Origin of the sequence: Tardiphaga sp. 866_E4_N1_4 (assembly GCF_052076075.1) — a bacterium.
Taxonomy (GTDB): domain Bacteria; phylum Pseudomonadota; class Alphaproteobacteria; order Rhizobiales; family Xanthobacteraceae; genus Tardiphaga; species Tardiphaga robiniae.
In genome coordinates this window covers 3,226,105-3,238,633 of the sequence record NZ_CP197242.1, presented here as the reverse complement: position 1 = coordinate 3,238,633, position 12,529 = coordinate 3,226,105, and the positions used below count along the sequence as shown (strand labels likewise).

The following is a 12,529-nucleotide window of genomic DNA, read 5'->3' as shown; positions in this document are numbered from 1 at the left end:
CCAAGATCCTTCCTCTGTGCTCGGTCAGGCCAAATCTCGCGGGGCAACCGCGGGTGACAGGAGCTCGACCGCGCAGGCGTCATAAGAATAGAGCCAGTCGGTCTCGGTCGGCCCGCGGAGCCAAGTATTCTCTTCGGAGATGCGGTGTACCTTTTGAATTCGCGGCAAGCGGTTGGCGACATACCACGCAAACGCGTCGGACGGATCGTCGGTGCCGTGATCGGCAATACAGCGCGCAAGCACTGCGCCATCCTCGATCGCCATGGCCGCGCCGGATGCCATGTAGGGCCGCAGTGGATGGCTGGCATCGCCCAGAAGCACGAGACGACCACGGCTCCAGGAAGCGACTGGCTCGCGATCGAAGATCGGCCATTCGGTCACTGTTGGCGCAGCACTGACGACCTGACGCAATTCGGGATGAAAGCCGTCGAAAGCGGCGATGAAAGCATCGCGATCACCTGCACGGAACGACGCCTCAGAATCCCATGATTGTGCGGGAACGCTGCTGACGACATAAACCTCTTCGCGCGCCTGGGTCATGTAATAAACGAGGATATGCCTTTTCGGCCCCCACCACTTGCTACAGGGGCGGATCGGCAGACCCTTGAGCAGCGCCGCCGGATAGACGGCGCGGTGTGCGATGTGGCCGCTGAAGCGCGCCGGATCCGGACCGAGAAGGAATTCCCGCACGCGCGAATTAACCCCATCGGCACCGATCACGATATCGGCCTCGGCGACGCTGCCATTGGCGAATGTCAGTTTCACGCCTGACAGCGTTTCTTCAAGTCCGGTCAGCTTGTGACCAAACGAGATGGTCGCCGGTTCGAGAGCGCTTTCCAGCACCGCATGCAGATCACCGCGATGCACGTTGATATAGGGCGCGCCGAAGCGGAGTTCGCCCTCGGCACCAAGTTTGAGTTCGAACAGTACGTCGCCGCTGTCCCACTGCCGGCTTACAAACGCATCGGGCGTTAGGCCGATGTCGACCAGCTTCCGTTCAATGCCGAGCCGGCGCATCACGATCATCACATTGGCACTGAGATGGATGCCGGCACCGATGCGAGAGAAGGCGTCGGCCTGTTCGTAGACGGCGACGGTAAAACCCGCGCGCTGCAGCAGCCCTGCCGTGGTCATGCCGCCGAGGCCGGCGCCAACGATCGCGATGCGGGTACTGCGTTGCATGCTTATATCTCCGTTTTGGCAGTGTAGCGCCGCGGTGTATCCGCCAGCAGCGCTTGGATGTTGCCGCTAAGGATGCCGTCGCGGGCATCATCGGACAGGTCAGGCAGCCGGGCGATCCGCTGCGGACCCACGGTTTCCATCATCTCGAACGGATAGTCGGTGCCGTAGACCATGCTGTCGGCCCCGACCATGTCCACAACAAATGACAGCGTTTTGTCGTGATGGGTCAGCGTGTCGAAGACGAAGCGCGACAGCAGGTCCGATGGCCGCTGTGTCAGGACCCTGCTGCATGCGGGATGTTTGTCGTAGCCGAGATCGAAGCGGCCGATCAGGAACGGCAGGAAGCCGCCGCTATGGGCGAGGCCGACCTTGAGTCCAGGAAACGCATCCATGACACCGCCGAACATGAGCTTGGCCGCGGCAATCGTAGTGTCAGTTGGAAAGGATATCAGGTTGTTGAGGAAGTAGTCGCGTGTGCGGTCCAGGCCGACCGGCCGCAGTGGCGGATGCAGGAACACGAACACGTTGCGTTCTTCCAGCCGATTCCACAGCGGGCGGAAATCCGGATGGTCGAGATCGCTGCCGTTTATGCTCGTGACGAGTTCGACCGAGCGCATGCCGAGATTGTCGACAATGTGATCGAGCTCAACCAATGCCGCGTCTACGTCCTGCAGCGGAAGCGTTCCCATGGCGGCGAAGCGGCCGGGAAACAGGTGAATGTCTTCAGCCAGCGTGTCGTTCTGCAGACGGACCCAGCGTGCGGCTTCGCGGGGGAAAAGGTTGTCGCCGGCAACATCGGTCCAGGTCGAGAGCACCTGCATAGCGATTCCAGCGGCGTCCATCGCAGGGATGCGATGGCCAAGATCGCAGAGCTCATGAAAGAATGGACGCGACAGCGGGCCGCCATCGAAGGCGACGGAGGCAACGCCGTCGACGTTGCGCTCCACCCGCACGCCGTAATAGGCGCCGTTGCGCTCGGCCTCATCGATGAGGCGAGGGGACATGTAGTGGGCGTGCATATCGACGATAATCATAAAACGTCCGGAGGCATCAATGAGCAAACCGACGTGTCCGCCCGCATTTACTTCGACAACAGATAGTTCGATATCGAACGATCCGAGATTAGGAGCTACGCGCGCTGCTGTCAACGCTTGCGTTCAGAGGAGATCGGCGGATCGATCGCGGCGCACAGGGTTTCGACTCCGCGCTGCAGCAGCGCGATCAGCGTCGCTCTGTCGCGGCTATCGAGCTCGGCAGAAATGTACCACCGCGCGGCAACGAAATGCGAAATTTTCATCGATTGGATGGACGCCGCGCCGCGAGCGCTGGATCTTCAGGCTGCGACGACCGTTCGGCTCGGGAAGGCGGACGATCAGGTTCTGCTGTTCCAACTTTTTGATGCGCCCAGTCGTGCCAGAGGCCGACCGCCTTCTTCGCTCAAATGACACGATGTGCCCATTGACAATTATTAATTGGTGACAATAAGTTTGAAAACTGATTAGGTATAGAACAATTCGCCATCGAACGAAATCACGGTTGTGCCGGAGAAGACATGTTGACCCGCTCGGTCGTCACCTATCCGCCTCGCGTGTCGCAGCCGTCTGGCTCTGGCCGTCCGGGAATCGGGGTTGTCACCGACGTTCTTCAAGGTGGCGCTCGTGCAGATCTGCGATGGCGTGATCGCGGGCGGCGTCGCGGCATTCCTGATCTCATTCGACAACATCTCGCTGTCGCTCTTCATCACCCGCGGCGACGCGCTGCCATTGCGCCTGTTGCAGCAATTGCTGGCTTGTGCCGATCCGAGCACCTCGGCCATCTCGACGTTGCTCGTGGTGGTCTCGCTGGTCAGCATGGTGTTTCTGCTGCCGCGCGCGATGCGGCAACGGCCAAGCGCCTGACAACTTGGGAAAGAGGATCATGATTAAAGCGAACATACACAAGATCGTCGAGCAGCTCGACGAGACGCTTTGGTATGTCAACGGGCGCGGGCATCTCGGAAGAGAACTGGTAGTTGTCACCGGCATGACCAGTGCCGTGAATCCGTTCGCTGGTCGTTCCGAAACCGTTTTCTCTAAGAGATACCCTCAAATGGTTCACGTGTCGGGCGCCAGTCACATAATCCAGTGAGATGACTCCCCAGTCTTTCTCGGCGCCCTCAACAGTTTTCTTGGCTCTTCTCCTCGAGAGATATCGCAATGACATTCAAGACATTTCGAATCGGTCAGATCGTACCTAGCTCAAACATCACGATGGAGACCGAAATCCCCGCGATGCTGACCGCTCGTCAGCTCATTCGACCGGAGCGTTTCACCTTTCACTCGGCGCGCATGCGCATGAAGCACGTCACTAAGGACGAACTGGCGGCGATGGATGCGCAGTCTGATCGCTGTGCGCTGGAATTATCCGATGCTCGCGTCGACGTGCTCGGATATGCTTGCTTGGTAGCGATTATGTCGATGGGGCACGGCTATCACCGCGAAAGTCAGGCCCGCCTGCAAAAGGTAACAGCAGAAAATGGCGCTCCGGCTCCGGTGGTGACGAGCGCGGGTGCGCTCGTGGAGGCGCTCGGGGTGATCGGCGCGAAACGGATTGCGGTTGTCGCCCCCTACATGAAGCCGCTGACCAAGATGGTAATCGACTATATCGAAGCCGAGGGCTTTACAGTGGTTACGCACCGGGCGCTCGAGATCTCGGACAATCTGAAGGTCGCTGCGCATGATCCTGCCAACCTTCCCGGGATCGTCGCCCAGCTCGATACTTCCGATGTTGACGCGGTCGTCCTATCGGCTTGCGTGCAGATGCCTTCGCTGGCGAGCGTGCCGAAAGTCGAGGCGATGACCGGCAAGCCGACGCTGACGGCAGCGATTGCAACCACCTATCACATGCTGAAGTCGCTGGATCTCGAACCGGTCGTTCCAGGCGCGGGTTGTCTCCTTTCCGGCGCATACTGAGAGCCGGATCATGAAGGAGTCCGCATCGCAAGACCACGAAATCGTTGTGGCAATCGCCGTGACCGACAGCGAGCGTCCGCTGCCGCCCGTTGGCGGCCTCGCCCACGGGGATGTGGCGGGCACCGACGGCCTGACCGGCGCCAAAAACATTCTCAGGACTTATCAGGTTCATGGGAAGCTATCCAAAATTCCATTCCGCTAAGTGAGAAGGCGGCTTGTGCCGCCGCGGCAACTGTCGCGCCGTTCGCATACGATGGGATCTGTGGCGTTTTCTGGAATTGTGCGACCCCGAGGCACGCGCAGAAAGCGATTACGATTACGCCGAGCGCCATATTCACCGGCGTTATCGTGGTGCGCAGTGAAGGAGAATACGATGGATGTAAATCGCCCAGATGTCGCGAGTGAAGTACGAGCGGTCTTCGACAGTTACGAGAAGGCAATCACCGACAATGATGTGGCGGCTCTGACCCAATTGTTCTGGGATAGTCCGATGACGTTGCGCTACGGAGCTGCCGAGAATCTCTACGGGGCCGACCAGATTGAAGCGTTTCGCGCAGCCCGTCCGTCTGGTCCACGGCCACGCGAATTACTTTCAGTTCGCATCGCCACGTTCGGGCAAGAATATGCCGTTGCAAACGCTGAGTTCCAGAATCGTTATGAAAAGCGGCTTGGACGACAAAGTCAGACTTGGGTCAAAATTTGCGGACAGTGGCGTATCGTATCAGCGCACGTATCTTACATGGACCCTGGTCCGGACGCAGTAGAGCGTGATCCTCGATGACGTCTCGGCCTCAAGACAGGCACTATGCTCGAAAAATCCCGCAGTCTACGTAAAAAGCGCAATATCCAATGAGTGAGCTGGAAGTTTACAAACGTCAAGGGTGGGGCAATCGGATTGGGTTTGGGCGGTCACCTGCTCTTTTGATAATCGACTTTGTTAATTCCTTCGCTGATCCCGATCAATTTGGGGGTGGGAACATCAATGCCGCGATCGATCAGACCGCTATTCTGCTAACGCACGCTCGAAAAGCAGGCATTCCGATAGCATATACCCGTATTGTCTATGCAGTAGACGGAAGTGACGCGGGCATCTTTTGCCGCAAGGCACCTTCCTTGAGATCCCTGACAGAGAATGCTCTTGGGAGCCAGGTTGTACCCCAACTCGCTCCCCAGCCCGGTGAGCTCATCATCCGGAAAAACCAGGCATCGGCGTTTTTCGAAACGAACCTTCGTTCCTGGCTTACTCTCCACTGCGTCGATACTTTGCTGGTCACAGGCGCCACGACAAGCGGATGCGTCAGAGCGACCGTGGTTGACGCCGCCGCAAACAATTACAGGTCGGTGGTAGTCCGTGATTGCGTTGGCGATCGTGCAATCGACCCACACAATGCTAACCTTTTTGACATGGAACAGAAGTACGCCGATGTCTTGAATCTTAAAGATGTCGTTGACTATTTGTCGACAGATCCGGCAACGCGCTGGACGCTTCTGTAATCAAAACCGAAAGGTAGCGTTGCTGAAACTCTCGGTCGCCAACGATTTAGGCCATCGAACCATTATAACGTATCGAACCTTTTATCACATAACCCTCGACCTGCGACGATCGGATGTGCAGCCATTTACCTGGTCGACACGGTCGCCTGCACGCCGATGGAATAAGGCCAGGTCAAGAACCAGGTCGGGCTTGCTCGCAAGCGCTTCTTCACACCGCTGCGAATTAAACCTCGATGAGTTGAGCGCCCGGCTACTGGTAAGCGGATCGCGTTCGCCAAGGCGCATCTTCGTCCAGGACTGACCAGGCAGACGATCTGGAGGATGTTCAAGGCCGATTCGACAACGACAAGTACTCGGTCGGGTTGCTGGCCGAGGTTCATGCCTACGCCGACCAATTACGACCCACTAGGGTTTTCGGCCGTGGCGAGGCGACCTAAGATCCCTGGCATTATGTGCCGTTGCTGGCGCGTAATCCCGGCAGCTTGCGCAAAGACGCCCCCTTCACAGATTGTGTGATGCGCGCTCTGATCGAGCGCATACGGCACAAGCTTGCCGGCGCCGAGGGCGGCAACCGGTAGATGGTCGACATGCTCTCCGCGGTCTCTCCGACGGTCTGTCGGCCGCCGAGGTGGCTTATGCCGAGTCCATCATCGGAGGTGTCAATTCCGCCGATCGGCGTAACTAGGTCGGGATCGCAAACCCCCGGTTGCGTCGTCATTCGAACGTTTATCGAGCAAGAACCGCGCAGCGACGGCGATAGCGACGACGCTGGTATTCTCGACGTCTTATGCTGGCCCGCCACCTGCGCGACTAATCGGTTCGAATCAATAAACGGCGCGAAGTGCATCGTCATTCGGCCGTGAGTCGGAGGCAAGAGGCGGGGACGGTTGCAGTGATGGATCGACATTGGGCTCGCGCGCTCCAAATAGGATACGTCCTCAGCATGAGGGTGAGATCCTTTAAACCTATCGTCAATGTGATCGGCTGGTTCTAGATCGTCTCGACTAGTTCAATATGCAAATGTACCAATCGACTTTTCAGTTTTCTTGCATCGTTGCGCCAAATACTTGCGTGCCGCTCGTATAGTGAATAGCGTTTACGAGCTGATTGGCGAGAACTAATCAGTAAATGTCGCTGTTGATTTACTGCGCTCGCTGACGCTCCTTTCGAACCAGCAGCTTATGCTCCTGATCGCCGACACAGTCGCGCGGACTTCACGTAAAAAAGTATGAAAGAGTTGGGGAAGAACAAATGTCGGAATCTAACAGCATCGATGTTCAAGAATTTCTGGATGAGCATCCGATCTCATCGTTTCAGTGGTTTCTTTATTCGCTTTGCTTTCTTGCCATTCTTTTGGATGGCTTTGACACTGCGGTGATCGGCTACATTGCCCCATCCCTGACGACAGAATGGAATCTGTCGCGGCTTGAACTGGCGCCTGTACTCAGCGCCGCGCTGTTCGGGTTAGCCGGAGGCGCGCTTCTCGCCGGCCCGGTGGCTGATAGGATTGGCAGGAAGACCGTGCTTATCGCCTCGGTAGTCGTAATGGGGGCTGCCACACTCGCATCCGCCTTTGCAGGCAGCCTCGATCAACTTGTCGTGGGACGATTCATCAGCGGTCTTGGCCTCGGTGCAGCGATGCCAAGCTCTGTTACCTTGATCAGCGAGTTCTGTCCGGCTTCGCGTCGCGCGATGCTGACCAACGCATCATTTTGCGGTTTTCCCGTCGGGGCGGCGTTAGGCGGCTTTCTTTCTGCCTGGATGATCCCAACCTTCGGATGGCGAAGCGTTCTCATTTTGGGCGGTATCGCGCCGCTCGCGCTGGCGATTGCAATGATCTTTGCGCCGGAGTCGCTCCGTTACATGGTAGCAAAGCAACGCCCGGTGGAACGTATTCGAGCCCTGATGCGTCGGATTTCGCCAGCCATTTCATCTACAGCGCAAATCTCGATGCGAGAGGTTCAAGTCGGTAAAGCCGACGGCGGGCTGCGTTTGGTGCTGTCTCCGCACTACATTGTCGGCTCGATGATGCTGCTGTTCGCGTATTTCTTCGCATTAATCGTTTTCTACGCGGTGGTTAATTGGATGCCGACGCTGTTCAAGGACGCCGGCATCAGCGGCAGCACTGCAGCTTCGATATCGAGCCTGTTCACCTTGGGCGGATGCGGTGCGATCCTCTCCGGGTGGCTGATGGATCGGCTCAACGCCAACATCGTTGTCGCGACCGGCTTCATCCTCGCAGCGTTCGGTATTTATACTGTCGGACATAACGTCAATAATATCGGACTTCTGATTACCTCCGTGTTCGTGGGAGGGGCTTTCCTGACGACGTCGCTCACTTCGCTTCCGGCACTTGCTGCATCCTTCTATCCGACCACTGGTCGCGCCACGGGGATTGCGTGGATGTTGGGGCTCGGACGCTTCGGCGGTGTCGCGGGATCGTTCCTTGTCGCTGAACTAAGCAGGCGGCACCTGACCTTCGATCAAATATTCACGATTGTCGCGTTAGCCAGCCTTGCTGCGGCCGCGGCCATTATCGTGATGCAGGTGGTCCATCCACATGTCAGGCAGGGGCGGGATGCCGCAGCATCAAGTGGGGCCACAGCGCACTGAGCGCATTAAATCGATGCGCATTTCATTTTTGAATTGCGCATCGGTCTGACAATAAAGGAAGCCGAATGAGTGCCTATGACGTCGTCGTGGTGGGACATGGCGCAGCAGGTTTATCTGCAGCCTTGGCTGCCGCAGAAAGCGTGCCGAAAGCGCGTATTGTCGTGCTGGAACACTTGCCGAAAGCGGAGAGTGGCGGCAACACAAGATGGAGTCCGGCCAACATGAAGATGAAGTCGGTGGATGAGATGCCACTTGGCTTCGAGGAAGATATGATGGAAGCAACCGAAGGGCAGGGCGACCCAGCCTACTTCCACAGGCTGGCAGCAGAAGCCCCGGCCACCATGCGATGGGTTGAAGATCATGGAGTCAGATTTGAATCATTCAATTACCTGATGAGTGCCGAGCATACGCGTATTCGTCCGGTTGGCGGTGGCGCTGCCATCGTGGAAACACTGTCTTCGCGAGCAAGAGAACGAGGCGTCACGTTTCTTTACGATGCGCGGGCTATGCGCCTGCATCTCAATCAAGAGGCTCGTGTTCACGTTGTGGAACTCGCGGACGGCCAACGCATCAAAGCGAAAGCCATTGTTCTTGCCAGCGGTGGATTTGAGGGAAATCCCTTAATGCTACGCGAGCATTTCGGGCCGGGGGGCGAGACGCTCAAGCCGATCTCGCCTGGCTCGGCCAGCAATGCCGGTGATGGAATCCGAATGGCCGTCGAGGCCGGAGCGAAAGTCGATGGTGACTGGGCAGGCATGCACAGTGAGCCGGTTGATCCGCGAAGCGAGCGCGCGGCAGCGCTGGTGCTCAACTATCCCTATGGAATTGTTGTTGACACGATGGGACGACGCTTTCTCGACGAGGGCTTGGGCCTTGTCCACGAAACCTAGGAGAAGTTCTCACGGGCCGTGCACTTCGAGACGCCCGACCGCCATGCCTGGATCATTGCTGATGATAAAATCTGGAGTCTGGCAGGGACTAAGAATGCCATTCGGACCGACATCGCTCCGCTCAAAGCGGACTCTATTGGGGGTCTTGCAGAGGCCATCGGGATTGCACCCGAAGCTCTTGAACGCACTGTGACCGCATACAACACAGCGTGTCCAGAGCATTCCGCCAATTTCGATCCGGGGCGTCCTGACGGACTCTCCACTACCGGCGCTCTGCTCCCCGCGAAATCGAACTGGGCACGGCCGCTGGACAAAGGGCCGTACATTGCGTTTCCGCTTGTCGGTGCGATCGTCTACACATTCGGTGGTCTGGCAACCGACATCAATGCGCGTGTGCTTGGTTCAAATGGCCCGATTGAACGGCTATTTGCGGCAGGAGAAATTACGGGGCATTTCTATGCAACAGCGCCAAATTCGGTCGCAGTTATGCGTTCCCTCGTCTTTGGGCGTATCGCTGGGGAGAAGCATCGATGCACGTCGACGCCGGTTCGTAGCAAACGTCCCGGTTAGCCTCTCGGATTGCGGAGAGCGTCAGTTCCTTCGGCGGTCGCTCACCAGATTATAGCTATTTCGCCAGACAGGATCCTTCTTAGCGAAATGATAAATTCGGAGTTGGCTTAAGCGCTTTAAGCATACACAGCCTTGCAAACTCGATCGGCCCGTCGTGGTCGGCGGCCTGGATCAGGAAGCAAACCGGCTTTGCGGAATGCCGCGCAGCCCATGAAGGCGAAAAGCGGCAGCGACGCAGTATATTGCGTTGTTGGAATTGCTGGACTGGAAGGTGGCCTCGCGAAGGCCCGGCGGCGCCGGAAACGCAGGCGCATATGAGACGGGCATGTCACCGGACTTTCCGCGGTCATTCCATCGAGCGGCTGAAGTTGTATAAATACATGATGCTGGATGGTTGCAGGGTCCATCTGGAAAGCTGGTTCAGCGCGGATCGATCGTGCCGATGTTCACAAAGGGCTTGTTGAGAAAAAAGAGAACTCGATCCGCTCGCGAACATGAAGTGGTCATGCCCGGCCGGCGCCTATCCTCTGCATGATAGCGAGGAGGGCATCGTGTCTGACGTCGGTAAACGGCTCTGCTAGGCGGTATCGAGGCCGGGTGGCTATCTCGGATGCCTGGGGCCGCTGTGCATGCGCATTCCTGGCACGTTTGGGAGGCACCTACTTTTGGCGGCGGTCAACTCATAAGGTTGGGCGACAAGTGTGAGATCCAGGGCCAATTAGGTTCCAGCATCAATCGCTATTCGCTTGCGAGGCGGCCTAGCGGTGTACGGTCCGGAACTGCTCGCTCGTTTCCTTGGTGGGATCTACAAGTCGGAATATGCGCCTCCTTAAAGAGATCGAATTCGCCGTTTGCTGGCGTTGGCTTCACTGAGCAACCCAAAAATCTTTGAAAATGCGTCGAGACGCATCATCAAGATGATGGAAGCTCGTGATCTACGTGCGGAGCGCTCCGATAACATCACCTAGCTACCGCAGGGAGCGCCGGGGGAAGACCTAACGCTCGCTGACGCCTAGTGCATCCTCTGTCCTTCGCTTCGGTGCCGCCGCTGTAGCATTGCCCCCTGCGCGGACGCGGCAGCGGTGAAGACGAACCTTGATCTTGAGGCGCTGCTCGGCCCGCACTCGACGATGCGCGCAAGACGGCATTCGCAAGACCAATGCGAGATGGTCTGCAGGAATCCGATGGAGCGCAGGTTCGGCTTCCTCGCGACAAGCCCTCCGAGGCGGCGCATTGACCCAGTGTCGGACAGCGCGCACGAAAAGCTTGGCGGAAGTTAGCGGGAAAGCATCCCGCATACTCATGCGAAGGAGCCTGAATATATCGGTCTATAGTGTGATGTTGATATTCTTGGTTTGCGTGAACGTCATGATCTCCGAGAACGTCTCCTCGCGCCCGATACCGGACATTTTAAAGCCCCCGAACGGCGCGCCAAGAATATGCGGACCTGCATCGTTGACCCATATGTATCCGCTCTCGATCGCAGATGCAGCGTGATGCGCGTTTCTCAGATTCGTTGTAAAGACTGCGCCGGTCAGTCCATAGTCCACGGCATTCACGTCAGCGAACATCTTTTCTTCGTCAGACCATTTGAGGACTGAGAGGATCGGTCCAAAGACCTCTTCGGATGCAATTCGCATCGACATATCTACGTTGGTAAACACTGTTGGGTGAATATAGAAGCCGCCCTTAAGATGGGGATCGGTCGGCGTCCCGCCGCCATAAGCCAGTTTCGCTTCTGTTCGTCCTAACTGGACGTATCCCCGGATCTTCTCCAATTGAGCTGCGGAAATGATGGCGCCCATGTTGGTGTTCCGTTCGGTCGGAATCCCAGGCTTGAATCTTGCGATGCCTTCGAGAACACCCTCAAGCACCGCATCGTAGACATCCTCATGAATGAAGAGGCGCGATGTCGATCCGCAGGATTGGCCGCACCAAGTGAAGTTCATGCCTTTCAAGGCGCCCTCGATCGTGCGGGAGATATCTGCGTCGGGATAGACCACCAGCGCATTCTTCCCGCCGAGCTCGAGGGCTGTCTTTTTCAAACGTGCCGCAGCGGCAATGGCGACCGCCTTGCCGGCGGGCACGCTCCCCACCAAGCCGACTACGGGCGTCAATGGATGCGATACGAGCGCCTGACCACATTCTAAACCGCCTGTTACCATGCTCAGAACGCCAGGGGGTAGTATGCCGTCCAGCAGCTCCATCATGCGTATCGTGGAAAGTGGAGCCTGCGGAGGCGGCTTGATGATGACCGTATTGCCGACCGCTAATGGGGCGGCCAACTTGCCTGCCGCGAACATCAACGGATGATTATAGGCCAATATCCGGACACAGACGCCATACGGCTCCTGGACCGTCATGTTCATCATGCCAGTGCCCATAGGCATCAACTCGCCTTTGGCCTCGGTGACAAGCCCTGCAAAGAATTCGATCAGCGCCGCGCCGTCATGGACGTCGCGGATCATGGCCGTAACGGGGTTGCCGCAGTTGGCCGAGTCCAGCAACGCGAGCTCTTCCGCGTTGGTGCGCAGTACGTTGGCCACTTTCCGCAGTAGCGCTCCGCGTTCAAGTGGCGGCAGCTTGCGCCATCTGGCGAATGCCCGGTGCGAGGCCTGGACGGCGCGATCCACGTCCGATGCATTGGCTTCGGCGATTTCGCCCAGATCGCGCCCAGTCCCAGGATTGATCGTCCTGCCGACGCCGCCCAATGCCTGTTGCCATTTTCCGTCGTAGTAGAGGCCGCGGTTACGCGGTAATGCAGCGTCGACCGCCGCGTCCATGCTGGGGTATTTGTCATAAAAAGACATACGTTTCTCTTCCTGTTTC

11 protein-coding genes and 1 pseudogene are annotated in these 12,529 nt (G+C 57.7%); 8 read left to right on the top strand and 4 right to left on the bottom strand.

Annotation, left to right across the window (positions count from 1 at the left end; translation table 11 throughout):
• Positions 1-24: 24 nt before the first annotated feature.
• From AB8B20_RS15780 to AB8B20_RS15770, 3 genes are all read right to left on the bottom strand, one after another.
• Positions 25-1,182, bottom strand: coding sequence for an FAD-dependent monooxygenase (locus AB8B20_RS15780; RefSeq protein ID WP_439074722.1), 1,158 nt, complete (start codon positions 1,180-1,182; stop codon positions 25-27).
• A gap of 2 nt (positions 1,183-1,184) precedes the next feature.
• Positions 1,185-2,216: an amidohydrolase family protein gene (locus tag AB8B20_RS15775; RefSeq protein WP_439074723.1), complete on the bottom strand. Its 1,032-nt coding sequence runs from the start codon at positions 2,214-2,216 to the stop codon at positions 1,185-1,187.
• A gap of 110 nt (positions 2,217-2,326) precedes the next feature.
• Entirely contained in the window at positions 2,327-2,479 is a 153-nt protein-coding gene (locus AB8B20_RS15770) for a hypothetical protein (RefSeq protein ID WP_439074724.1), read from the bottom strand.
• Between the two features lie 331 nt (positions 2,480-2,810).
• Here AB8B20_RS15770 and AB8B20_RS15765 point away from each other — a divergent pair, with 331 nt between their 5' ends.
• From AB8B20_RS15765 to AB8B20_RS15730, 8 genes and pseudogenes are all read left to right on the top strand, one after another.
• Positions 2,811-3,080, top strand: coding sequence for a hypothetical protein (locus AB8B20_RS15765; protein ID WP_439074725.1), 270 nt, complete (start codon positions 2,811-2,813; stop codon positions 3,078-3,080).
• Between the two features lie 19 nt (positions 3,081-3,099).
• Positions 3,100-3,309: a hypothetical protein gene (locus AB8B20_RS15760; RefSeq protein WP_439074726.1), complete on the top strand. Its 210-nt coding sequence runs from the start codon at positions 3,100-3,102 to the stop codon at positions 3,307-3,309.
• Positions 3,310-3,431: 122 nt separating this feature from the next.
• A complete protein-coding gene (locus AB8B20_RS15755; protein ID WP_439075053.1) occupies positions 3,432-4,133 on the top strand; it encodes a maleate cis-trans isomerase family protein in 702 nt (233 codons plus the stop codon).
• 10 nt (positions 4,134-4,143) lie between these two features.
• Positions 4,144-4,335: a hypothetical protein gene (locus tag AB8B20_RS15750; RefSeq protein ID WP_439074727.1), complete on the top strand. Its 192-nt coding sequence runs from the start codon at positions 4,144-4,146 to the stop codon at positions 4,333-4,335.
• Between the two features lie 171 nt (positions 4,336-4,506).
• Complete coding sequence (hpxZ, locus tag AB8B20_RS15745; RefSeq protein WP_439074728.1) at positions 4,507-4,914, top strand: oxalurate catabolism protein HpxZ; 408 nt, start codon at positions 4,507-4,509, stop codon at positions 4,912-4,914.
• 68 nt (positions 4,915-4,982) lie between these two features.
• Positions 4,983-5,627, top strand: a complete 645-nt coding sequence (locus AB8B20_RS15740; RefSeq protein ID WP_439074729.1) for an isochorismatase family protein — start codon at positions 4,983-4,985, stop codon at positions 5,625-5,627.
• 1,251 nt (positions 5,628-6,878) lie between these two features.
• A complete protein-coding gene (locus tag AB8B20_RS15735) occupies positions 6,879-8,240 on the top strand; it encodes an MFS transporter (protein ID WP_439074730.1) in 1,362 nt (453 codons plus the stop codon).
• 65 nt (positions 8,241-8,305) lie between these two features.
• Positions 8,306-9,700 (top strand): annotated as a pseudogene (locus AB8B20_RS15730) (FAD-binding protein).
• A 1,328-nt stretch (positions 9,701-11,028) separates the two neighbouring features.
• On the opposite strand, the gene AB8B20_RS15725 reads toward AB8B20_RS15730, so the two are convergent.
• Complete coding sequence (locus AB8B20_RS15725; protein WP_439074731.1) at positions 11,029-12,510, bottom strand: aldehyde dehydrogenase family protein; 1,482 nt, start codon at positions 12,508-12,510, stop codon at positions 11,029-11,031.
• Positions 12,511-12,529: the final 19 nt, after the last annotated feature.

Coding starts and splice junctions, on each gene's coding strand:
- AB8B20_RS15780 (WP_439074722.1), bottom strand. CDS start 1,182: ATGCAACGCAGTACCCGCATCGCGATCGTTGGCGCCGGCCTCGGCGGC.
- AB8B20_RS15775 (WP_439074723.1), bottom strand. CDS start 2,216: ATGATTATCGTCGATATGCACGCCCACTACATGTCCCCTCGCCTCATC.
- AB8B20_RS15770 (WP_439074724.1), bottom strand. CDS start 2,479: ATGAAAATTTCGCATTTCGTTGCCGCGCGGTGGTACATTTCTGCCGAG.
- AB8B20_RS15760 (WP_439074726.1), top strand. CDS start 3,100: ATGATTAAAGCGAACATACACAAGATCGTCGAGCAGCTCGACGAGACG.
- AB8B20_RS15755 (WP_439075053.1), top strand. CDS start 3,432: ATGGAGACCGAAATCCCCGCGATGCTGACCGCTCGTCAGCTCATTCGA.
- AB8B20_RS15750 (WP_439074727.1), top strand. CDS start 4,144: ATGAAGGAGTCCGCATCGCAAGACCACGAAATCGTTGTGGCAATCGCC.
- hpxZ (WP_439074728.1), top strand. CDS start 4,507: ATGGATGTAAATCGCCCAGATGTCGCGAGTGAAGTACGAGCGGTCTTC.
- AB8B20_RS15740 (WP_439074729.1), top strand. CDS start 4,983: ATGAGTGAGCTGGAAGTTTACAAACGTCAAGGGTGGGGCAATCGGATT.
- AB8B20_RS15735 (WP_439074730.1), top strand. CDS start 6,879: ATGTCGGAATCTAACAGCATCGATGTTCAAGAATTTCTGGATGAGCAT.
- AB8B20_RS15725 (WP_439074731.1), bottom strand. CDS start 12,510: ATGTCTTTTTATGACAAATACCCCAGCATGGACGCGGCGGTCGACGCT.